The sequence below is a fragment of the Jejuia sp. G7-7 genome (genome assembly GCF_055808955.1).
Genome location: NZ_JBVVSZ010000002.1, coordinates 746,245 through 770,763, shown reverse-complemented (window position 1 = coordinate 770,763; position 24,519 = coordinate 746,245). Strand labels below are relative to the sequence as shown.

15 protein-coding genes are annotated in these 24,519 nt (G+C 33.4%); 14 read left to right on the top strand and 1 reads right to left on the bottom strand.

Features of this window, described 5'->3' with window-relative positions:
* Positions 1-17 precede the first annotated feature (17 nt).
* From AC0L5U_RS13700 to AC0L5U_RS13680, 5 genes are all read left to right on the top strand, one after another.
* Complete coding sequence (locus AC0L5U_RS13700; RefSeq protein WP_473416976.1) at positions 18-1,787, top strand: arylsulfatase; 1,770 nt, start codon at positions 18-20, stop codon at positions 1,785-1,787.
* Between the two features lie 44 nt (positions 1,788-1,831).
* Complete coding sequence (locus AC0L5U_RS13695; RefSeq protein ID WP_473416974.1) at positions 1,832-4,384, top strand: beta-galactosidase; 2,553 nt, start codon at positions 1,832-1,834, stop codon at positions 4,382-4,384.
* A 166-nt stretch (positions 4,385-4,550) separates the two neighbouring features.
* On the top strand, positions 4,551-6,836 hold the full coding sequence (locus AC0L5U_RS13690; RefSeq protein WP_473416973.1) for a T9SS type A sorting domain-containing protein: 2,286 nt from the start codon (positions 4,551-4,553) through the stop codon (positions 6,834-6,836).
* Positions 6,837-6,844: 8 nt separating this feature from the next.
* On the top strand, positions 6,845-8,728 hold the full coding sequence (locus AC0L5U_RS13685) for a sulfatase-like hydrolase/transferase (RefSeq protein ID WP_473416972.1): 1,884 nt from the start codon (positions 6,845-6,847) through the stop codon (positions 8,726-8,728).
* The gene (locus tag AC0L5U_RS13680) at positions 8,686-8,841 is read left to right on the top strand and encodes a T9SS type A sorting domain-containing protein (protein WP_473418295.1); all 156 of its coding nucleotides are present in this window, start codon (positions 8,686-8,688) and stop codon (positions 8,839-8,841) included. The genes AC0L5U_RS13685 and AC0L5U_RS13680 overlap by 43 nt, the downstream gene beginning before the upstream one ends.
* Before the next feature lie 422 nt (positions 8,842-9,263).
* On the opposite strand, the gene AC0L5U_RS13675 is transcribed toward AC0L5U_RS13680, so the two are convergent.
* Entirely contained in the window at positions 9,264-10,235 is a 972-nt protein-coding gene (locus tag AC0L5U_RS13675) for a T9SS type A sorting domain-containing protein (RefSeq protein ID WP_473416970.1), read from the bottom strand.
* Between the two features lie 486 nt (positions 10,236-10,721).
* Between AC0L5U_RS13675 and AC0L5U_RS13670 the strand changes: the two genes are divergently transcribed.
* From AC0L5U_RS13670 to AC0L5U_RS13630, 9 genes are all read left to right on the top strand, one after another.
* Positions 10,722-13,754 (top strand): SusC/RagA family TonB-linked outer membrane protein, encoded by a 3,033-nt coding sequence (locus AC0L5U_RS13670; RefSeq protein WP_473416969.1) that lies wholly within the window; start codon positions 10,722-10,724, stop codon positions 13,752-13,754.
* Between the two features lie 28 nt (positions 13,755-13,782).
* On the top strand, positions 13,783-15,552 hold the full coding sequence (locus AC0L5U_RS13665; RefSeq protein ID WP_473416968.1) for a RagB/SusD family nutrient uptake outer membrane protein: 1,770 nt from the start codon (positions 13,783-13,785) through the stop codon (positions 15,550-15,552).
* Positions 15,553-15,559: 7 nt separating this feature from the next.
* Positions 15,560-17,266, top strand: a complete 1,707-nt coding sequence (locus tag AC0L5U_RS13660) for a hypothetical protein (RefSeq protein ID WP_473416967.1) — start codon at positions 15,560-15,562, stop codon at positions 17,264-17,266.
* A 24-nt stretch (positions 17,267-17,290) separates the two neighbouring features.
* A complete protein-coding gene (locus AC0L5U_RS13655; protein WP_473416966.1) occupies positions 17,291-17,728 on the top strand; it encodes a hypothetical protein in 438 nt (145 codons plus the stop codon).
* Between the two features lie 242 nt (positions 17,729-17,970).
* Entirely contained in the window at positions 17,971-19,404 is a 1,434-nt protein-coding gene (locus tag AC0L5U_RS13650; protein WP_473416965.1) for a sulfatase-like hydrolase/transferase, read from the top strand.
* A gap of 14 nt (positions 19,405-19,418) precedes the next feature.
* A complete protein-coding gene (locus AC0L5U_RS13645) occupies positions 19,419-19,826 on the top strand; it encodes a hypothetical protein (RefSeq protein ID WP_473416964.1) in 408 nt (135 codons plus the stop codon).
* 64 nt (positions 19,827-19,890) lie between these two features.
* On the top strand, positions 19,891-20,913 hold the full coding sequence (locus AC0L5U_RS13640) for a glycoside hydrolase family 16 protein (RefSeq protein ID WP_473416963.1): 1,023 nt from the start codon (positions 19,891-19,893) through the stop codon (positions 20,911-20,913).
* Between the two features lie 25 nt (positions 20,914-20,938).
* A complete protein-coding gene (locus AC0L5U_RS13635) occupies positions 20,939-22,423 on the top strand; it encodes a family 16 glycosylhydrolase (protein ID WP_473416961.1) in 1,485 nt (494 codons plus the stop codon).
* Positions 22,424-22,468: 45 nt separating this feature from the next.
* Positions 22,469-24,448: a glycoside hydrolase family 127 protein gene (locus tag AC0L5U_RS13630; RefSeq protein ID WP_473416959.1), complete on the top strand. Its 1,980-nt coding sequence runs from the start codon at positions 22,469-22,471 to the stop codon at positions 24,446-24,448.
* Positions 24,449-24,519 lie beyond the last annotated feature (71 nt).

Genomic DNA, 24,519 nt, shown 5'->3' with positions numbered 1-24,519 from the left:
CAATTAATAAGAATACAATGAAACTATTATTTTCAGTACTGATTACTTTCACTTTTAGCATCATTTATGTTCAAGCTCAAGAAAGGCCTAACATCATTATTATGATGACGGACGATCAGGGTTATGGAGATATTGGCGCTCATGGAAACCCATATTTAAAAACACCTCATATGGAATCCATTGGGCAACAAGGGGTTGAAATGACACATTTTTTCACGTACCCCAATTGTTCAGCATCACGCGCGGCATTATTAACAGGTAGATATCCATACAGAACAGGGGTTACAGCAGTTACCCAAGTAGATCATTTTATGAATGCTTCAGAAGTTACTATTGCTGAAATTTTAAGTGATAACGGATATAGAACGGGAATTTTCGGAAAATGGCATTTAGGAGATAATACACCAATGCGTCCAATAGATCAAGGTTTTCAAGAAACTTTAGTTCATAAAGGCGGTGGTATTGGTCAAGCAGCAGGACCAGCAGGAAACACGTATTTTGATCCAGAATTAGAGCACAATGGGACTCCAAAGAAATACAAAGGCTATTGTGATGATATTTTTACAGAGGCTGCTTTAGATTTTATGAGTAAAAAAGATGGGAAGCCATTTTTTACATATTTAGCAACTAACCTTCCGCATTTCCCATTACAAGTTCCAGAAAGTCGTGCAGAACCTTTTAGAAAAATGGGTTTACATGAAGACAATGCCTTAACCTATGGTATGATTGATAATATAGATTATAACGTTGGTAGAGTACTTGATAAGTTGAAAGCTTTAGGAATTGAAGATAATACAATCGTTATTTTCCTTTCAGATAACGGACCAAGACATAGAAGAACAAAAAACGATTCGTATCCTGGGCGTTGGGTTGCTAATTTAAGAGGAACTAAAACTAGTGTTTATGATGCGGGTATTCGTGTGCCATTTTATGTAAAATGGCCTAGTAAGATTAAAGCAGAAAGACAAACGTCTAATATGGGAGCAATCATCGATTTATTTCCAACATTATTAGATGCTGCTAATGTTGATGCTCCAAAAGGGATTCATATTGATGGTCAATCATTATTACCATTATGGACAAAGAACAACTCTGACAATTTAAAAGAAAGAGATTTTGTTGTTCAGATGCATTATGGTCCTACGCCTTTTAAGTACATGCATTTTTCATTAAGAACGCCAAAATATAAATTGGTAAGTCCTCATAATTTTCCTCACGGAATAGTGCATCAACCAACAGATTTTGAATTGAAGAATGTGCTGAAAAATTTGGAGTTGTATGATGTTGAAAAAGATCCTAGTGAGCGTATTAATATTGCTAAAGATCATCCGGAAATTGTAGATGCAATGTTATCGCGTTATGAAAATTGGTTTGATGAGGTTACCGAAGAACGTGATGCTAAAGGCATTCAAAAAATCCATTTAGGTACTAAAGCCCAACCACACGTAACGCTATCTCGATTTGATTGGGGAGGACCACGTGTAATTTCAAGATTTGATTATGGTGGGCCACGTGTAATAGAAGACAATCAATTAGGTTTTTGGGGTGTAAAAACTCAAAAAGGAATTTATAAAGTATCTTTTGATTTACCAGAAATTACATCAGATTGTATAGCGCATTTAAAGTATAATAAATTACATATATCTCAACCAATTAAAGCAGGACAAAAACAAGTTGTTTTTGAAAATGTAGAATTACCTACTGAGGAAGGAAATTTTCATGCATATATAAAAATGGATAGACTACCTATAGGACCTCATTTTGTAGATGTTATAAAATTAAATTAGAGTTTTTTATAATGAATTATAACAATTACGAGACTAAAATTAAGATGATATCAAACAGAATAATTTGTTTGCTATGTTTCGTATTGGTATTTAATTCTTTTAATACTACTGCACAAACTCTTGAAGCTACTGCGCAACAGAAAATTAATGAGTTGAATACACTTATTGCAACAGCTGAAGCTTCTGGAAAAGAAACTCTAAAAGAAAAACTAACTGTAAATACAGCGGAAATATTTTTGGATTATGCTAATTGGGATGAAGCAAATATTTCTAATAATACAGACTATTTTAGTGATTCTTGGCATTATAAAGATAATGCATCTCAAATGGCAAATTTACTTCCAGATTTTGAGAGACAGGATATTATTACCATGCTAGATTCGTCATTAGTAGAATTAAACAGAGTAATAAATGGTGATGTAATTAGAAAACCAATCCCCAATATAGATTGGGCTAATATCACCCCAAGTGCAGGTCAATTGTTATTCAACGGAAAGCCAGTTTTTTTAGAAGATTGGACATGGAAGCCAAAAAATACTAAACTCGAAGAATATCATGGTCAATTAGGTGATTACTTTATTACTCCAGGTTATGTAATTAATGAAACAGGAACAATAAGAGCTAATAGACTTAATGAAGTAAATAGTAAACCCTCAGGAAACGCTGGATTTATTTTTATAAATAATAGAGGTGTGCCACAATGGGCAATTGATAAATATGGTGCCGATTTTGTAATTAAGGATGAAAAAGGAGTTCGTTATACCGAATATGATATAGATCATCCAGGGGCAAAAGAAATGATGGGGTTTTTAATCCAAGGGATGGTGCCGCAAATGTCTGGTAAAAATTATAGCAACCTTGGATATATGATGTGTAATGAACCACATTTTATAAATACTGTAGAAGCTAATGGTAATTTAAGTTGGGCGAGTAGTGGCGTTTCAAATTATACAATTGAAGCATTTAAAGTATGGCTACAAAATAAACATACTGCTATTGGTAATCTTAATACGCTTTGGGGAACAAGTTTTGCAAATTTTGATGCTGTAACTATAACTATTCCAATTTCTGTAACACTTCAAGGCACAGCTAAATGGTACGATTGGATGTCTTTTAATATGGACAGAGTAACCAATTGGTATCAATTTATGAAAGATGAAATTATAGCTTCAGACCCCAATGCTAAAGTGCATCTTAAAATCATCCCTAAGCATTGGACTAATAATGAAAGAACCCAAGGACTGGATGTTGAAGCGCTTACGCGTATGTCTGGTATAATTGGAAATGATGCAGGAGCAGTTCATAGAAGTGCACCTTGGAAAACAGAAGATTGGGAATCAAAATATATTTTTGAATGGCGCGAAATGTCGATGGCACATGATTTCTTCAAGTCTGTGAGTCCCAATAAACTTATGATTAATACAGAATCCCATTTTTTATCTACTAAAGCATCCATTAATTTATATTTAAATCCACTACACTCAAGAGCTACATATTGGTTGGCGCATACACAAGGCTTAAATGCAAGTCAAACGTGGTATTGGTCCAGACGAGAAGATGGAAGTCCAAGAAATCAAAATGATGTAGGGTATGCAGGTTCAAACAATCATCAACCAAGAGTTGTAAATGAATTACATGCTACTTTAATGGATTTAAATTCACATTCAGAATTAATTACAGAATTCCAAAAACAACGAAAACCTATTCGTATTTTTTACACAAAAGCGTCGTCTATAAATAAATCCAATCATATGGATGATATTTATGAGCTATACGAATCACTTGCATTTGAAGGCATACCACTCGGGTTTGTTACTAAAGATATTTTATTAAACGAGAATTCTAGTGATTGGGATGTTGTATTAGTGCACAAAACCCAGTTTGTAACTCAAGACGATAAAGATGCTTTACAAGCTTATATCAATGCTGGAGGAAAAGTGATAATGGATAATGTTAGTTTCGCAACAGATGAATATGGTCGTAATACTAGTGCTTTAACTGGAAGTATCATTTATGCAACAGGAGTTGAAAATATAAAAAATAATGCACTATCAATTCTTGATGGTTTCGGCAATTTACCAAAAGTGGAAATTACGGAAACGAGTAGTGCGAGTCATCCAATCTGCTTATGGAAAGCTGTAGAGGATGGATCTGGTAATCAAGTGATGTCTATTATTAATACAGGTAAAGTAGATGCGCAAGTTGAAATAAATTTAAAGAATCCTTCTAATGGAACTATTGTAAAAGATCTTTTAAAGGGTATAGATATTCCTAATACTAAGGTTTTGAAACCGTACGAATTACTTTTTGTAGAACTTAGGGACGAAAACAAACTTGGAGTAAATGATTTATGGGGTGATAAAAGAATTAAATTGTTTCCAAACCCTTCATTTGAACAAGCAACTTTACTTTTTCCGAAGATTATGAATAATGTTAGTATAAAAGTAACTAGTTTGGAAGGCAAGTATATTTATAATTTAAAACAGAATAATATTCAAAAATTTAATTTGGACTTAGGGTTTGCGTCTTCTGGAATTTATATTATTGAAGTAAAAAGTAATGGTATAAACAAAAACTTTAAGTTCGTTAAAAAATAAGAATTAAGCAGTTTTCATAAGTATAACCTAGAATTAAATATCCTTTATCTTGATAGTTTCTCTTTATCAGTTACAATGCATTATGGTAATGTAGAGTTAACTATGGTTAATTTTTGCCCTATTATCATCTTAAAAACGTATTAATTTTGTGGAAAAAGGGATGAAAATGAATTCAAAAATACTACACTTAAAAGTCTCAAAGTTAATATCTATAATTATTCCAATAATTTTTATTGGTTTAAATTTTGATGCTAAAGCTCAGGTTTACCCTGCTTCAGACCCTACCAATAGTGGTGTTTGGGTTTTAAATTCAAACATTAGCGATGAGTTTGAAGCGGCTAATATTAACGAAGATAAATGGTTAATTCAAGGACGTAAAGATGAAAATGGTGTTCCAGAATATCAATCTGGGTTTATAGGAAGAGTTCCTGCGCAATTTTCAACTGAAAATGCAATTTTAGAGAACGGAAAATTAAAAATACTTACAAAATGGGAGCCTACTTTTCCTTTTACTACAGATGCTAGTGGTAATCAATTAGGAGTATATCAAGGTACATCAAAACCAATAACTACAGCTGCAGTAATTAGTAAGCAACAATTCCAGTATGGTTATATGGAAATTAAATCTAAAGCAGCAGATGCGGAAATTACAAGTTCTTTTTGGACAACGGGTCCAGGAGGTCCTAACGGTGCTTCTGAATTAGATATGTTTGAAATGTTTGGGGGACACAAAACAAATAACTCATGGAAAAAAAGACTGAAGTTCAATATTATTAGTTGGGACCCAAATAATTCAATTAAACAAGCAGCAACTGCAGCAGGACAAGCAGTAGGAACTACTCATACAAGAAATATTCAAGCGGATAATAACACGGCAGACGATTTTCACGTATATGGTTTTGAATGGACAGCTGAGTACATTAAGGTATATATTGATGGTGTTTTACATCCAAATGGAACTATAACAAAAACCGAAATAACCAATAATGGGACAGAACCAGATAGATGGGTAACAGATGTGCCATATTGGGTATGGTTTGATTCTGAAACTTTTCCTTGGTTAGGTTTACCAGATGAATCTGATTTATCAACACCTGCCGAATATCAAATTGAATATATTAGAGTGTGGCAAACAAGTGCACAAATAGACCAAGTTTCGGTGGTAGGAACAACTGATGCTGAAGAACCAAATATCAACGGTGAATTTACAGTTAGTTTGCCTAATGGAGTTTTGGCAGACCAAAATATAGTGGTAAATTACACAGTTGGTGGAACAGCAACAGAAGGAACAGATTATTCAAATTTGTCTGGAACTGTAACAATTTTAAACGGAAATAATAGCGCATCAATTCCTGTTGTTGTAATAGATGATAATGATGTTGAAGGGAATGAAACCATAACAATTACTTTATCGTCTACAAGTGTTGGAACCATAAATACAACACCTGCTACAATTAATATTGAAGATAAAGTAACTGGAACTATTTTAACTGCTGGAGATGTAGCTATAGTAGGATGGAAAGCAGAAGGAACCGATAACGGAGCCGTTTCCTTTATGCTTCTAAAAGATATTATAGCAAATACCAAAATATCATTTTCAAATAGAAGCTGGAAAGGATCTCAAGATGGGTGGACAGGAGATTATAGTGTTGATGATGTTTGGACATGGACATCAGATACATCTTATAGTATTGGGTCTATTTTTAAGTTAGACTCTGATGGTCAAGTAAAAAGAGTTAATGGCGGGGCTGAAGTAGCGGTTGGTAATATGGCGCATAACGTTTTGGGAAAAATAACTACATCTGATGACGATTCAGATTTCGACCTTTCTAGTAATGGAGATTCTGTATTAGTGTATCAAGTATATGGTCTTTTTTCTGAACCTACAGACCCAAACTCTACAGTCTGGATTACGGGTATAAACACCAATGGTGGCTGGGGCATAGGTGGTGGAAATACATTTTGTGCATTACCATCAGTATTAGATAACAGCGTAAATGCTAATGCCGTCGGGTCAAAACAAGATAATGGAGTTTATACTGGCGAATTGTTGGGAAGTGTTTCTTCTCTTAGAGCCAATATTAATAATAGTTCTAATTGGATTGCAGATGATGATACAAATTATAATTTATGGAGTTATGCTGAAAGTGTAGGTGCTAATTCTGGAGATATTGGAACTGCTGGAACGCTAAGCATATCAAAATATCAAATAGAAAATAATATTTCAATTTACCCTAATCCAATAAATACTTCCGTTTTAAAGAGTATAAATGTTTCTGCTCCAAAGGCTAAACAAATTGTATTGTATAATATAGCTGGAGCTAAATTATTAGCATTGGATAAAAAAGCAGAACCTTTTAAACTCCCAGTCGATAAATTAAAGAGTGGGGTATATTTTATATCGCTAATATTCAACTCTAATATTGAAACTAAAAAAATTATAATTAAATAAATTTTAATATGAAAAATTTTACTCTCAAAAGTATTGTATTAGTAGTTGTTGTTTTGATGCTCACACATACTTCCTTTTCTCAAACAGCAGGCACTAAGCCCAATATAATTGTGATACTAGCTGATGACTTGGGATATAGTGATGTAGGGTTCAATAGAGCCCCAGGTTTTAATGCTGGTTTGGGAATCATCCCTACACCAAGATTAGACGCTTTAGCTAGCAACGGTATTGTATGTACTAATGGGCATGTTGCACATCCTTTTTGTGGACCAAGTAGAGCTGCGATTATGACAGGGATGTACCCTCACAAAATTGGTGCTCAATATAACTTGCCTAATGATATAACAACAGATTTAGGTGTTCCGATTGATGCCTATAATAACGAAGCGGTATTTTTTCCTAAATTAATTGATGGAGAAGGATATCATACAGCTGCTTTTGGTAAATGGCATTTAGGGTTTACTGAAGGAAAATATCAACCTATGGATAATGGGTTTGATGAGTTTTTTGGCTTCTTGGGTGGGGGTAAACCTTACACAAGAGAGCAATATGATAGAACTTGGTATAGATGGACAGTCACTAACCCTAATTATAATGGCACTCCGCTGGTATATAACGAGCCAAAAGGGGGATATGACTCCCCAAATATTACAAATGAGTATCAAGATCCATTACAAAGAGGTAGAGATTATGTTGATAGAAAAGAATTTGGACTGGACGATTATTTAACAGATGTTCTTACCGATGAAGCTGTCGATTTTATTGACAGACAAACTGCACCTGGAATAACAGATCCATTTTTTGTTTATCTAGCGTATAACGCGCCTCATACACCATTAGAAGCACCGGCTGATGAGATTCAGGCTTTTAAGGATGCAAATCCTAATTTTGAAAATAATGTTAGAACAGACCCATACATTACACAATCCAATCCTGTTACTAAATTACCTGAAGCTGAAAGGCCTGCAAAAATTGAAGAGTTAGTTCAAGACCGTATTACATATGCTACAATGGTGTCAAATATGGATACAAATATTGGTAAAGTTGTTGATAAGCTTGTCGAGAAAGGAGAACTAAGCAATACTGTCATCATATTTTTAAGTGATAACGGAGGAAAAAGATGGGAAGCAGGAGCTGTTAATCTACCTGTGGAGCAAGGTAAGGGTAGTGTTGATGAAGGAGGTCATAAAGTACCTTTCTTTGTGCATTGGCCAGATCAAATAACTCCTGATAAAACAGGAACTTATAAATATCAAATTAGTTCTATAGATTTATATCCAACATTAGTCAGTCTTGCGGGAGCTACAAATGATATTCCAGCCAATAAAACTATTGATGGGGTTAATTTTATGGATAAACTTTTAGCGGGAGAAGATGCTAGACCTGGAGAACCCATTTTTATATTAAGACCTCAAAATGGATTTCATAATGCTGCAATAGTATCTTACCCATATAGAATAGTAAGAAAAGGTGGTAATGGAGCATGGAAACTATATCATGTTGATGATGTTCCAGAACAACAATTAACAGGAACAGTTGATGGCAGACCCGTAAGCGAAATAATTGCTGAACTTGAAGCTCTTGGTGCAGATTGGGCAAGAGATTTTGTAGATATAAAACCAGCTTGGTTTGACCACGAACGCGGGGACGGTCATCCACATAGAATTTTATGGTTTGGAGAAGATAACTCCGGAAATACGGGTCCAATAGTTTTTCCTGGATACGATTCTACTTTTGGAGATGCATCTTTAGGTGTTGAAGATGTGTTCAATAAATTATTTAATTTATATCCAAACCCGACAACAGATTACTTAAATTTAAAGTTTAAACATTCAGTAAATAATCTAGAATTGGAAGTATTATCCATAACTGGGCAGTCCATAAAAAAATAAAAGCTACCAGTAACAATCCTAAATTAGATCTTTCAGATTTAGAACAAGGAACTTATATTTTAAGAATTCAAGCTGATAATAATCTTTCTATAGAAAAAGTAGTTAGGCTTTAGAATTTTAACAATAGAAAATAAACAAACCTCATAATTTTGATTATGAGGTTTGTTTATTTTAATAACTGAAGTACAATATGTAATGCGGTGTAAAAGAAAAGGATATTACTTATAGTATTAGAGCTTTACTTTTCTATATAAGTGGATTCAGAGATAGTTTAAGGAAAGCACACTCAACCGAGAGATTTAAGGTACTTGTAATGTTATAACTCAACGCTAGAGTTAACTCCTTAATAATTTTACAGATAATAATTCACCTCTCTAATACAGTACTCATTGTTACATATGTTAAAAGAGCATTTAAAGTACTTAGCTTAGTTGCTATGTTAATTGAATATTTTGTATAACATAAAAAAACCATTGAAACTATTTTCAATGGTTTTTAATTTTAGTACCAAGTTTTATTTAAATCGATAATAATATTATTCTTTAACAAATTTACTAGTTGAAATACCTTTGTCAGAAGTTAATTTAACAATGTATAAAGCACTTTTTAAAGAAGATACATCAACAGCATCAAACACATTATCTTGAGATAAAACTTCTTTACCAAGTAAATCTAAAACTTGAAGTTTTTTAATTGGTTCCTGAGTTCTAATTTGTAATTGCTCTTTTACTGGATTTGGATACATTGCAAATTCAAATGCATTTTTAGGGTTATCAACTGAAAGTATAGTGGTAGTATTATCAACCTTAAGATCATTAAAAAATATAGCAGAAATTCCGGTACCAGTCCAAGCATAAGCCCAACTCCAAAAATACACACCATTTGCAGGTGTTGTAATGTCAGTATAAAGTTCTGGGTCAATTCCAGTAGTAGAACCAATAGTACCTCCATCAACTCTTACAGATAGCGTAGAACTTGCAGCATCAGCACCAACACCAATTTCAATTTTAACGTTATGAACTGTATTAACGGTTGCGGTTACAGAAGGGTTTGGTGATATTGCTGAACTACCATTTGCACCACCAGGCCCTGAATTAGGGTTGTCATTAGATGATTGAGATGCAAAAACAAAGTTACCACCTGTACGAGAAATAGTAATTCCTTCACGGTTATGCCAATCAGTAGTATTGTTTGTTGATTTAAATCCAAGCCAGATTAAAGTGCCATCTCCAGTAAAAGCATCCGTATCTCTCCCAATAACAATATTAAATTCTGCAGAAAGATAATCTCCTGAAGAGGCATTAACTTTTTTATCAAGTACAACTTTCCTCCAGTTAGCATTATCAATTAATACTTGATCTACAGCATTAGCTCTCCATGCGGCTTGACTAACCCAATCAGCGTGATCATTTAATAAGGCTTGTGCGGCAGGAGCATCATAACTTGCCTCACTAAAATCTGTAGTAAAGAATTGCGCATTTGCGAAAAAAGTGCAAGCAAATACCACCAATAAAGTAATGTAATTTTTTTCATAATCTTATAAATTTTAGATAGTTAATATTTATGTCTATAAAATTACCCATAATAGCCTCAGGACTTTAGTAAATATTTACCCTTTGTCTGCACAATTTTATCTTATTTATGTTCTCAGGTTGCTAGTTTTCAGTATTTTAAAATATTACCAAACCATATGTTATTTCATGGCTTTTTGTGTGTTTAAAGTTTTTTATGTACGAATTTCGTTTTTAAAAACACATATGGGTAAATTTAGATAAGTAATGGATAATTATTTACCTGTAATTTTCATATGATGGATTTAATTTTACCATCTCGTAATTTTTAAACTATTGTGAGGATGTGAAGATTTAGAGTTAATAATCTAAAATTTTTCATAAACTATTTTAAACTAAACTAATTCTTAAAACATGAAATTAAAAAAATGTTTGCAACAAAAGCTATAATGAGGGTATGGATACTCTTTATAGTTTTATGTATGCATGGTACCATAATCGCTCAAAATGGCGAGATAACAGTAAAAGGTGTAGTTACTGGTACAGAAGATAATCTACCAATACCAGGGGTTTCTGTAGTACTCAACAAAAATGGTAAAACTACTGGAGCAGTTACTGATTTTGATGGAATCTATGTAATTCAAGCTGAGGTTGGTGATGTTTTGACTTTCAGTTACTTAGGTATGACTACTGTAAAAAGAAAAGTTATTGGTAATGAACTTAATGTAGCAATGGATTCTGAAGCCGATGAACTAGAAGAAGTTGTTGTAATTGGTTATGGTGCTGTTAAGAAAAAAGAATTAACAGGAGCTGTTACTCAAGTTAAAGCAGAGGCGTTAGAAAAAATAGTTAGTGCCGATTTAGGATCTGCACTACAAGGTCAAGCTGCTGGTGTAAACGTTGTGGCTTCTTCCACTCCAGGGGGTGATTCGGAAATTTTAATTAGAGGTATTACTTCTTTAGATAACAATACACCATTATATGTTGTAGATGGTATTGTTCAAGAAGGAGATCCAAGAATTCCTCCTACAGATATTGAAACTATTGATATTCTTAAGGATGCTGCATCTACTGCAATATATGGTGCGCGTGGAGCTACAGGGGTAATTATAATTACCACCAAACAAGGTAAACCAGGATCATTACAAGTGAGGTACAATGGTAATTATGCAATACAGCGTAGACAAGCTGCGGTGCCTTTAATGAATTCGGTGGAACAAACATATTTTGATGTAGTAACACAAAGAAATGTTGGAGGAGCTTTGGATGATGAAGTTAGATTACAACTACTTCAAAATCCTATTCAATTTCAAAATGAAACTAATTTGAACGACATATTGTTTAGGCAAGATGTACCAACACAAACCCATAACTTAAATATTTCTGGAGGAACAGAAGATATTACATATAATGTTGCTCTTGGATTTTTTGATCAAGAAGGGATACAGATAAACTCTGCATTTCAACGTTTTAATACACGTATTAATACAGTTTATCAAAAAAATAAAATTAGAATTCAAACCAGTTTAGCTCTTATTCAAGACAGTAGAGATATTCCTCAAGGTAACTTGTTATCTCAAGCTATTGTTTATAGACCTACACAAAACGGTTTAGAACTAGATACTTTTGATGAGTTAGAACAAGGTGGTGACGATGTAAATCGTTTAGGCTGGGTTTTAGAGAGTTTAAGAACAGAGCAGAATCAAAAAAATGTTAGAACAAATGCTTCTTTCCGTTTAGATTATGATATTACAAAAGAATTAAAATTTTCCAGTAATATAGGTCTTACATCTTTTAATTCTTTTAGAAAAATATATAGACCTTATCAAGAAATTTTTAACACGCAAGGTATAAGACAATCTCAACCTATAAATAGTTTCATTGATAATAGTACAAATTATAATAGGTCTTTAAATATAAATGCGGGTTTAACATATCAAAAAGAAATTGATGACCACAAACTTACCTTTACATTTTTTGTAGATCGTGAGAAGTATCAAAATGAGGCTTTTAGAGCCAGGCGTTTAGAAGCTACTAATCCAGATGGAAGAGTATTAAACTTAGCTACTGGAGATCAAAGTGTAACTTCTGGTTTTGATTACACCACAACAAGAATTGGAACTATTGGCCGTGTGCTTTATGGTTATAAAGAGCGGTACTTATTAAGTGCAAGTGTACGTCGTGATGGTTCATCTTTAGTATCATATTTAATATCTCCAAAAAAACAATGGGGTATTTTCCCTGGAGTATCTTTTGCATGGAATGCTTCAGATGAACCATTCTGGGAGAAATACAAAAGAACTGTAAATAATTTTAAAGTAAGGTTGTCTCATGGTACTATTGGAAATGACCGTGTTAGGCCTTATTCTTTTATTCCGGGTATTGAGCAAAATATTAACTACATTGGTAATGGAGGAACAGATGATATTGTAAATTTGGGAGCAACACAACTTAGTTTTGCTAACAAAACGCTAAAATGGGAATCTACAACAACTTCAAATATTGGTATAGATTTAGGATTTCTAAAAAACAAGTTAACACTTACTGCGGAATATTACTATGCTGACAAGGAAGACATGTTGTTCCCTGTATTTTTACCATTATCTGCTGGTGGAGGTAATAACGCCCAGGTAACGTTAAATGTAGGTAACATGGTTAATAAAGGTTTAGAGTTAACTGCAGCTTACAGAGGGAATTTTGGGAAGGTAAGATTTAAAATGAATGGAACATTTGCTACAAATGATAACGAGATTACTAAGATTAATGGTGATACAGATTTCCAATTAACTAATGATTTTGGACTTGTAGGTAGAGCACCTCAACAATCTAGAGTAACTGCTTTAGCAACTGGACATGAAGCTGGTGCATTTTTTCTTTGGAGAACCGATGGAATTGTTGATACTGAAGAGAAACTCGCTGAATACCAGTTAATAGATAATAATGCAAGAATGGGTGATACTAGATTTATTGATCAAAACAATGATGGTATTCTTGATGATAATGACCGTGTATATAGTGGTAGCGGACTTGCTAAATATGAAATTGGATACACTTTAGGTTTAAACTATAAGAGTTGGGATTTCTCAATGAACTGGTACGCTGCTTTAGGACAAGAGATTATGAATGGTTTTGACGCATGGGCTTACGGTTTTGGTAGACATAAAGATCAAATTTACCGGTGGTCTGAGGCCAATAGAGATTCTCCTATACCAGCTTTTAGAAATGATGTAAGAAGGCATCCAAACTATTTAGGGTATAGTGATTTATGGCTAGAAGATGGGTCTTATTTAAGATTAAGACAAGTATCATTAGGATATGCCATCCCTAAAAAGACAGTTGAAAAATGGGGTTTAAAATATTTAAGATTCTATGTTAGAACACAAAACCCATTGACATTTACCAAATATTCAGGTTATAATCCTGAAATTGGAGGAGGAATAGTATCAAGAGGATTAGATAAGGACACAGGACCTATCTCTATTCAATATCTATTTGGAATGAACTTAAACTTTTAATTAAAAATTTATATAACTTTTAATTGTTATGAAACATATAATTTTAAAATCAATTTTGTTAATTTTCGCTGTGGGCACCATATGCTCATGCGCCGATAACGAATTTCTTCAAGAGCAAAACCCAAATATAATTGGTGTAGACCGTTATTGGAGAGATTTAACAGAGACAGGAGCTGGTTTAAATGCCGTTTACCAAACGTTGCATCACCCAGCAGTACTAAACGTAATAGCCGAAGCTTTACGCTCAGATATGGGTTATCCTGGCTATGGACGTCCAGTTGCTCAAAATACTGAGGATTTTTATCTACACACTTATAATGGTGGAACTAATGAAATATTAGATAAATGGCAAACATGTTATCAAGGTATTTTTAGGGCTAACCAAGTAATTGAAGCACTTGAAAATATTAAGGAAACTATAACAGATGAGACAGAGTGGACATCTCAGATGGCTCAAGCTAGGTTTTTCAGAGGTCTTTTTCATTATTATTTATATAATAGTTTTAACGAAGGCAGTATTATAATTAGAGATTTTGTTCCAGTTACAAATGAAGATTATTCACTACCAGTTTCTTCTGCTGAAGATGTAATTACATTTGTAAGAGAAGATTTGGAATATGCTTATGCTAATTTGTACAAAAAGGGAGAGTATCCAAGTGGTGATATAACAAGAATAACTTCTGGTGCAGCCGGAACTATTTTAGGTCATTCATATTTACAGAATTTAGAGTATGAAAAAGCAATGCCATATTTTGATGATGTTATTAATAATCATGGATATGAACTTGAATATGATTTTGATAAAATGTTTACTACTGCTGGAGAATTTAATAATGAATCTATTTTCGAAATTAATTTTAGTATAGAAGATGCAGATTTAACGAATGAAAGTAGATGGACTGGAGAAACAGGAACAAATTGGTTAAACCAACAAACATCAAATACAAGAGGAGCTGTTGGACCTGCTTGGATAGCACATGCTTATAAAACAGAACCTATGGATCCTTTGGATTTGCGGAATTATTATAATGACCCTGATGACGGACTTACACTTAGAAATGTCCCATTGAGAGCTTCATCAATGATTGCTCTTGTAGATGATGAACAAACCATTTATTATGAGGTACAAACTAGTGCATATGGTAGATTTCATGGAACTGCTTGGGGTTTTGCGTGGTGGAAGAAATATACTAACCATGATTTGGTAGCTTCAGAAGGACAATTATCAACAGGATCAGCAACCTTATCTGAAAAAAATGTTGTAGTTAATAGGTTAGCAGAAGTAATTTTAATGCAAGCAGAATGTAAAATTAAAACAGGTGATATTGATGGTGCTTTAGAATTGATTAATGACATTAGAAAGAGATGGGGACTTGTATTACTTGGTGAGCAAGGCTCTGACACTAATCGTACTTATGATGATGTGGTTTATACTGAGGACACTTTAATGAAACGTTTGATGTATGTTGAAAAACCATTAGAAACATCGCTTGAAGGACATGCTATTCGTTGGATTGATTTCTTAAGATGGGAAAAATCAGATGGTTATAGTTTCAAGGATAGATTAGAAGAATTGTCTGATGTAGTTCTGTATGCTGTTAATTTCACTTATGTAAACGATGAAGGGACTTCAAGAACAAGATTCAATTTTCCTTCTTTAGAAGGAGAACTACCATCAGGATCACATATAGTAGTTGACTACGAGTATGATACATCAGCTTTAAATTACAACGAAAGTACACAAAGATATTATCCTATTCCATTTGCTGAAGCTAATGCAAACCCAAATATAAATTAAGAAGATTATGAAAAATATTAAAATATATACTATTCTTTTCAGTTTCCTATTTGCTATGACTGCTTGTGAGGAAAAGGAATATGCCGATTTTACAGCTCCAGATGAGTTGTCAGATGTATCATGGTTAATAGGAACACAACCGTTTGTAAATGATCCTTTTAGTATCAATGTTGATACACAAGTACCTTTTCTTGATTTATCTCAAGGAACAGTAACCCATGAGTGGATAATAGAAGAAGGGAACAAGTTTCTTAAAACAGGTTTTAAAAACTCTGATTCTATATTTGACAAATTCATAATGGAAGATGCAGGTTTATCCATAACAGATCCTAAAGCCTTTGTGTTATTCAAAAATAATGGAATAAATAAGGTAAGATTACTTAATAAATTTGAAAACCCTGTAACTTATCGTTCTAGTGTTGGTAATCTTGAATCTGTAAAAGAGGGAGATTTATGGGTAATAGATACTACTTTTGCTTTTGATGTTTATGCTAAAATACTTCCAGCTTTTTCAGTATTAAAGGATGGTGTTGAAGTATTGAACATAACAGCTGATGAAGAAACATCTTTAGACGATGAGGCTAATTGGCCAACTGTAGAAATTGAAGCAGCAACAGGTTTAACTTTCGTAGATAACACTACTATTGGAAGACCAAATGCTACAACATGGTTTGCACCAGATGGAGTGCCAAACCGAATTGGTGGTGAAGAACAAGAAATTAAATTCTTTAAACTAGGTACCTTTAATGCAGGAACAATTAGATCTTTAAGGATTAATGAGTTGCCTAAATTCTCTATAGATAAAGTAATTCCACTTAAAGTTAAAGTCCTTCAATCCAGTCAGCCTTTCGAATTTGATGGAGCTTTAACTGAAAACGAAAATGAAGTGATTCGCTTTAGAGTTAATGGTGAGGTCGTACCATTTTCAGCCGAAGAAGGTAACTTTACAGTTAATGTAACTAACTCTGTAACTGGTTTTGATCAAGATGTGGCTGTAGCCTCAGCAAAAGTAAGTGAGGATAATGCGATTTTTATTGAATTAACTTTAGCTGAGCCTATATATAATAGTGATGTGGTAACAGTATCCTATAACGGGAATGGTACTATCAAGTCAGCTGATGAAAGACCATTAGGAGCTTTTGGTCCAGAAACTGTAGCAATGCATTTTGGTGGTAATATTATACCAGAGAAAGCACATGCAAGTTTTGAAGAACCAAGTGGTGCAGCCAATAGAGCTTTTGCATTGAATTATTTTACTGGGAACAATAATATTCTTGGAGGTGGTGCTTTTGCTTTTGAGAGAGTTTTAGATAAATCTTCTGATGGTGATGCGAGCATGAAATGGAGTACGCCAGCTTCTAACCCATTTCCTAATGTTAACCTTTGGAGTTTTGGTTTGGCACGTATAGCACCAATACCAGCAGGAACATATCGTATTACTTATGATTTGTTTATAGAACCAGGAACTACTATAAAAGTGTTTAGAACCGAATTTAATAAACCAGCATTCAGTAGACAACTATGGAATATAGAAAATGAACCAAGAGGTGAATGGATTACAGTTGCGAACACGTTTACTACAGGTGAAATTACTACTACAGCTAATCTAAGATTTACGTTTAGGCCTCATGCTGCAGAAAATGCTGGTGTGACTGGAGCACAGGTGATGTATATAGATAACTTAAAGTTTATCGAAATAGAGGAAAGACCATAAATAATAAGTGTAATAATTAATAATATGAAACATATAACTAAAATAATAGGAGTTCTAATTTTAATGTTCTCTTTAGTAGCTTGCGATGAAGAAAGCAATTTTAAAGAATCAGATATCCAACTTGTTCCTGTTTACGCTTTAACAGATATTTCTGGAGCTAATATGCCTCTTGCAATCAATATTTATAAAGAACAACCGCTAATTATCGAATATAGTTCGGCAGTAAATGCAAGTAAATTTAAATCTGGTGGTTTTTCTGATACATCAACCGATACTACTTACGAATTTTCAATAGGTAAAATTGTTGACGTGCTTGACAATGAAGGCAACAAAACAGGTGAAGCAACTATTGGGTATTGGGTAAGTGCAGATAAAATAACAGGTGAGGGTACCTTATCTATTGTTACTGATGTTACTGAAGTATTTAATGTAAAAGTTGAAGAAAAAGAGGTTTATAACTAGTTTAAGTGTTTTTAAGCCAAAAGGGATAGCAAATTTTGTTATCCCTTTTTTATTTATCCAAATACTAATTTTTAAAGTAGTGAATTATCCCTTAAAACTGCTTTATGTGTCAAATTAAGGTAAATATTGATTAAAACAGGTTATTTAAGTAGTAGTAAAATAGCTGAGAACAAATTATATTTAACCTCATTTTAAATGAAATATTATTTCTCTAAAATTCTAGTCTAATAAATTAAGTTTTTATGAAAAAATTAAAATACCTTATCATTTTACTGCTTGTTGTATCCTGTCAATCTTCAACAGAAGCACAAGATAAACCAAACATTATTTTCTTATTCTGTGATGATGCTGGTTATGCCGATTTTGGTTTTCAAGGAAGCAAGGTTATGAAAACACCTAATTTAGATAAGCTTTCTGAAGAAGGAATACGGTTTACTCAAGGTTATGTAACAGATGCTACTTGTGGACCCTCAAGAGCAGGTTTAATTACGGGGAAGTATCAACAAAAATTTGGATATCAAGAAATTAATGTACCAAACTACATGAGCCCAAATTCAAAGTATTTAGGAGATGATATGGGCTTGCCTTTAGACCAAAAAACAATTGCAGATTACTTGAGAAAATTGGGTTACAAAAATGCAGTTTATGGAAAATGGCATTTAGGTAATGCAGATCGTTTTCATCCTTTAAAAAGAGGTTTTGATGAATTCTACGGTTTTAGAGGAGGTGCTAGAAGTTATTTTAGCTACAAAAATTTTGATGGTGTTCACCATGATAATAAAATGGAAAGAAATTTTGAAAACTTTGAAGAGCCTAAAGGCTATGCTACAGACGTTTTTGCAGATGAAGCTGTATCATTTATTGAGAAAAACAAAAACAATCCTTTCTTTATTTACTTAGCCTTTAATGCAGTACATACGCCAATGCAAGCTACTGAAGAAGATTTAGCGAAGTTTCCAAACTTAAAAGGAAAGCGACAACAGGTTGCAGCTATGACTTTAGCTTTAGATAGAGCTTGTGGTAGAGTAATGGATAAGTTAAAAGAATTAGGCTTAGATGAAAATACGATTATCGTTTTTTCAAATGATAATGGAGGGCCTACTGATAAAAATGCATCATTAAACTTACCTTTAAGCGGCACAAAATCAAATCATTTAGAAGGCGGACTAAGAGTGCCTTACTTAATGAAATGGCCAAAGAAATTTAAAGCGGGGACGGTTTATAATTACCCAGTAAGCACGTTCGATTTATTACCAACATTTTACGCAGCAGCTGGTGGAGATGCAAAAGATTTAGAAGAAGTTGATGGTGTTAATTTAATTCCTTTTGTTGATGGGTCAAACAAACAAAGGCCTCATAAATATTTATTTTGGAAAAAAGAAGCTCGCGCTGTATGTAGGGATAATGACTGGAAATTAATTCGTTTTGCAGATAGACCAGCAGAATTGTACGATTTGTCTAAAGATATTACAGAACAAAATAATTTGGCATCTCAAGAGCCTGAGCGCACTAAAGAAATGTTCAAGAAGTTATTTGAATGGGAATTAACCCAAGAGCGTCCATTATGGATGTTACAACAAAAATTTGAAAAATACGATATCGATAGAATGGATCGCTATAGAACTCCAGAATTGGTAAAAAAAGAAATGGAGAAGTACACTAAAAAGCAAGAATAAAACCAAACTAAAAAATGATTAAAACTAAAAACTGCTTTTTTGTTTTATTGTTAAGTGTTTTTACACTTATTAATTTAAGTTGTGAACAAAAAGGTCAAGATAAACCAACAGTTAAAGAAACCGAAACAATAGAAGGACCTCTTCCTCTTTCTGACCCAAAAAATGAAGAAGCCTGGATTTTAAATGAAGACATCTCAGATGAATTTGAAGGCACTTCAATTGATACATCAAAATGGTTTGTTGAAGGTCAAAATGGCGATTATTATATCTGGAAAGGACGCGCACCTTCACAATATGCGCCTCATAACGTTGTTGTTAAGGAAGGTAAATTAATATTAAAAACCCGAGTGGGAGCCAGATTATGCGTTCGCAAAAGAAAGTTATGCAGATGGTGCTCACAAAGACACATATGGTGTTCATGAAGGGAAGCCTCTACCAGTAACAACAGCAGCAATTGTAAGTAAAAAACGATTTTTAAATGGCTATATGGAAATAAAATCAAAAGCACCACATGCAGCAATGACAGCAGCATTTTGGGCCATTGGTTTTGAGCAAGAATTGGATATGTACGAGCAATTAGCTGTTCCAAAAATAGATAAAAAAGGTTCGATAACTAACAATATGAATAGAACTGCAATCCATGATTGGAGTCCGCCTTCTACAAGACCAACAAAAGCTTTTGGTTATGATGAAATGTTATCTTACATCCCTTCTGATGACTTTCATGTGTATGGTGTTGAATGGGGAGAAGATTATTTAAAAATTTATAGAGACGGAAAATTCATCTACGAGTTTACTCAAGATGAATTAGGAACAGATTGGGTATTAAACAACCCTATGGAGATATGGGTAGATTCAGAAATTTTTAAATGGTTAGGAGTTCCTCATAAAGAAGAGTTGCCAGCAACATTTGAAGCTGAGTATGTAAGGGTTTGGCAAAAACCATCAGATAATTTATTAGCAAAAGATCGTGCTTTCTATGGTTTTGAAGGACCAATTTTATTTGAAGAAAGCCCAAGGCCTCTAAAAATGGTTCCTGAAGATTCTAATGCAAATGATTATCAAAAGTTTTGGTTATTTAGTGAAGGTTCTGAAAGATATTTGAAAATTACAGAAGGACATTACGCAAGTGGTGTTGAAGCACTTCAGTTTTTTGGATATGGAAAAAATGATTCTCTTAACGTAGAAAAAGTTGTAGCTAAAACACCTGAAGGGTCTTTAAATATTCCATCAGGAGACTATAAGTTATCAGCTAAAGTTTGGCTAGACCAAGGAAGAATTACCGACAGTATTCATATATCACTAATGAACCCTAAAATAGATTTACAATTTAATGGTTTAAAAGAAGAGCCAAGACTAGAATGGGTTACTGTAGAAGCTGAATTTTCAAGAACAGAAGCTTCAGCTGAAAATGATGGATTAATTATAGAAATTCGTAAAGAAGACTTGCCAAAAACTAAAGCAGCAAAATTATATATTGATGATATTTCAATTAAAAAATTAAATTAAGTAATAAGCTAACCAGAATAATAAAATGAAGAGATACAATAATTATTTGCTATTTGTATTATTTATAGCATTCACATTTGTTAATGTAAGTTGTGGTCAAGAAGCAGAAGATAAAAAAACTGAAACTGCTACAGAACAAGTTGGCCCAATGCCTTATTCAGATCCAGAAAATGAAGGGGGATGGATACTTAACGAAGAATTAAGTGATGAGTTTAAAGGTTCTGAAATAGACACTACCAAATGGTTTGTTGAAGGCTTAAATGACAAATATTATATATGGAAAGGAAGAGCGCCTTCTCAATTTGTACCTCATAATGTAATTGTAGAAGATGATAAATTGAAATTAAGAACAGCTTGGGAACCAGACTATAAGTTTGTAAACGAAAGTTATGGAGATGGTAATATGGGGTCATCTAGATATGGAGTTTATAAAGATGGAACACCAATGCCAGTTACAACTGCAGGTGTATTAACTCATAAGCGTTTCTTATATGGTTACATGGAAGTAAAATCTAAAGTTGGCAATGCAGCTATTACTGGTGCTTTTTGGGCAATTGGGCATGAGCAAGAATTAGATGTTTATGAATTAATGGGGAATCCTAAAAATAAAGGAAATATAAGAGAAGATTCTTATTTAGCAACAGCTCATGATTGGAGTCCGCCAGCGCAAAGACCAACAAAAATATTCAATCATGTAGAAAATTTACCTTTTAGAACTGCTGATGATTTTCATGTTTATGGTGCAGAATGGGGTGTAGATTATTTGAAACTTTTTATTGATGGAAAACTAATTCGTCATTTTACACAAGATAAATTAGGTACCGCTTTTGTGTTAAATAATCCTATGGAAATATGGTTGGATTCAGAGATATTTTTCTGGTTAGGTTTGCCTCATAAAGAAGAATTACCTGTAGATTTTGAGATTGAGTACATGCGTATATGGCAAAAGCCTTCAGATAATTTATTAGCAAAAGATGCTGCTTTTTATGGATTTGAAGGTCCAATTCTGTTTGAAGAAAATGGAAGACCTTTAACGTTATTACCTGAAAGTTCAGTTCCAGATGATTATCAAAAATTTTGGAATATTGATGAAGCATCTTCTAAATATTTATCGATTACTTATGGAGATTATCATCATGGTGTAAATAGTTTGAAGTTTCCTGGATATGACAAAACTCAGAACTTTGAAGTAGATAAAGCAGTTGCAATGGCTCCAGAGGGCTCATTAAATTTAGAGGCCGGTAATTATACACTATCAGCAAAGGTTTGGCTAGACCAAGGTATAGTTGCAGACAAAGTCCATATGGTTTTACAGAATCCAAAATTAGAAGTAACTTTTGATAGTATTAGGAGTTTACCAAGGCGAAAATGGGTAACTATTGAATCTAAAATATCTAGAGAGGAAGCTTCTGCATCAAACGATGCTATTGCTATTGAAATTAGAAAAGAGGATTTGCCAAAAACAAGAGCAGCTAAATTCTTTATTGACGATATAGCTATAAAAAAATAACTTTCGCATTGATTACAGAACAACATAATACAAATTATATAACTAATGAGCATTCATAAAAAAGCAATAACAAACACTTCGGAAAGTCCGTTTGTAAAATTAAAAAGCATCAATTTTGGAGATTGTAAATGGAATTCTGGTTTTTGGGCAGATAAAGTAAAAGCAGCAGGAGACAGAATGCTTCCTTATATGGGAGATGTTCTTTGTGGAGATGTTGGGCACGGATTAAACAATTTCAAAATTGCAGCAGGAGAAAAAGAAGGGGAGCACAAAGGATTTTATTGGCATGATGGCGACTTTTTTAAATTCATGGAAGCCAAAATGTACATCTATGCTTTAACTAAAGAAGACGCCTTATTAAAAGAACTAGATGAATACATTGAATGGATTGGTAAAGCTCAAGAAGAGGATGGGTATATTCATACTCACATTCAGATTACAGAAGGCGCTGAACGATTTTCAAATAGAAAGTACCATGAAATGTACAATTATGGGCATTTGTTTATTGCAGCTAGTGTTCATTTTCGTTTAACAGGTCAACGTAATTTCTTAGATATTGCTATTAAACAAGCAGACTTGTTAGTCGCTTATTTTATGCCTGATACAACACATTACCAACGTTTTGGGTTTAATCAAACTCAAATTATGGGATTAGTAGAGTTGTACAGAACTGTTAATGACAAGAGGTATTTAAAACTTGCTGAAAAGTTCATCAATAGAAGAGGAACTTTTAAAATAGAACATCACTCAACTACAGAAGGTTATCCAATTGGAGATATGGTTCAAGAAAGAACTCCTTTTAGAGAATCAGAGGAAGCAGTAGGGCATGCAGTATTAGCTTTATATTATTACGCAGGTGCAGCGGATGTATATGCTGAAACTGGAGAAAAAGCACTTCTTGATGCATTAGATAAGTTATGGGAGAATGTAACAGGCAAGAAAATGTATGTTACAGGTGCAGTTGGACAAGCTCACTATGGTGCGTCTACAAGTTTAGATATGATTGAAGAAGGGTTCATTGATGCTTATATGATGCCAAATATGACAGCATATAACGAAACTTGTGCAAACCTTTGTAATGCTATGTTTAGTAGCAGAATGATGGGAATTAAAGAAGAATCAAGATATGCTGATATCATTGAATTAGTACTGTATAATAGTGGATTATCTGGAATAAGTATAGAAGGGAAAGATTATTTCTATTCTAATCCATTAAGAATGGTGAATAATTCTAGAAATTATGATTCGCATGATGATGTAACGGAAAGTCCTGTAAGACAACCTTATTTAGAGTGTTTCTGTTGTCCTCCAAACCTAGTAAGGACTATATGTAAAAGTTCAGGATGGGCGTATAACTTATCTGAAAATGGAGTAGCTGTTGTTTTATTTGGAGGCAATAATTTAGAAACAACCATGTTGGATGGTTCTAAAATAAAACTATCTCAGGATACTGAATATCCATGGAAAGGATTAGTTAAAATCACAGTTGATGAATGTAAAGATTCAGCTTTTGATATTAAAGTTAGAATTCCTAAATGGGCTGTTGGTAGTACGTTAAAAGTAAATGGAGTAGCAGTTGGAGTTGATGTTGTTCCTGGTACATTTGCAACAATTAAACGTACTTGGAACGCAGGAGATATTATAGTGTTAGATATGCCTATGGAAGTAACACGTTTAGAGGGGCATAATAGAATTGAAGAAGTAAGAAACCAAATTGCTGTTAAAAGAGGGCCTATTGTATACTGTATTGAGTCTCCAGATTTACCAGAGGGGACCTCTATTCTAGATGTTTATATTAAAGGTGATGCTGAGTTGCAAGCTGAACATAAAGAAGATTTCTTAGGCGGTGTAACAGTTGTAAATACAGAGTTATTGCTAAGAGAGGATAAAAATAATGAGATGTATCAAGCAGTAACTAAACCTGTTTTAAAATCACATAAAACACAATTAGTCCCATATTTTGCATGGAGTAATAGAGGTCAAGCAGAAATGACAGTATTTATTCCGGTAATTTGGAATAATTAAATGTAAAACGCCCAATACAAATTATGTTTTGGGCGTTTTTGTTTTATATCATTAAAAAATATTCAAATAAA

Bases quoted from the DNA above. Each gene is read 5' to 3' on its own strand.
- AC0L5U_RS13700 (WP_473416976.1), top strand. From the start codon at position 18: ATGAAACTATTATTTTCAGTACTGATTACTTTCACTTTTAGCATCATT.
- AC0L5U_RS13695 (WP_473416974.1), top strand. From the start codon at position 1,832: ATGATATCAAACAGAATAATTTGTTTGCTATGTTTCGTATTGGTATTT.
- AC0L5U_RS13690 (WP_473416973.1), top strand. From the start codon at position 4,551: ATGAATTCAAAAATACTACACTTAAAAGTCTCAAAGTTAATATCTATA.
- AC0L5U_RS13685 (WP_473416972.1), top strand. From the start codon at position 6,845: ATGAAAAATTTTACTCTCAAAAGTATTGTATTAGTAGTTGTTGTTTTG.
- AC0L5U_RS13670 (WP_473416969.1), top strand. From the start codon at position 10,722: ATGCATGGTACCATAATCGCTCAAAATGGCGAGATAACAGTAAAAGGT.
- AC0L5U_RS13665 (WP_473416968.1), top strand. From the start codon at position 13,783: ATGAAACATATAATTTTAAAATCAATTTTGTTAATTTTCGCTGTGGGC.
- AC0L5U_RS13660 (WP_473416967.1), top strand. From the start codon at position 15,560: ATGAAAAATATTAAAATATATACTATTCTTTTCAGTTTCCTATTTGCT.
- AC0L5U_RS13655 (WP_473416966.1), top strand. From the start codon at position 17,291: ATGAAACATATAACTAAAATAATAGGAGTTCTAATTTTAATGTTCTCT.
- AC0L5U_RS13650 (WP_473416965.1), top strand. From the start codon at position 17,971: ATGAAAAAATTAAAATACCTTATCATTTTACTGCTTGTTGTATCCTGT.
- AC0L5U_RS13645 (WP_473416964.1), top strand. From the start codon at position 19,419: ATGATTAAAACTAAAAACTGCTTTTTTGTTTTATTGTTAAGTGTTTTT.
- AC0L5U_RS13640 (WP_473416963.1), top strand. From the start codon at position 19,891: ATGGAAATAAAATCAAAAGCACCACATGCAGCAATGACAGCAGCATTT.
- AC0L5U_RS13635 (WP_473416961.1), top strand. From the start codon at position 20,939: ATGAAGAGATACAATAATTATTTGCTATTTGTATTATTTATAGCATTC.
- AC0L5U_RS13630 (WP_473416959.1), top strand. From the start codon at position 22,469: ATGAGCATTCATAAAAAAGCAATAACAAACACTTCGGAAAGTCCGTTT.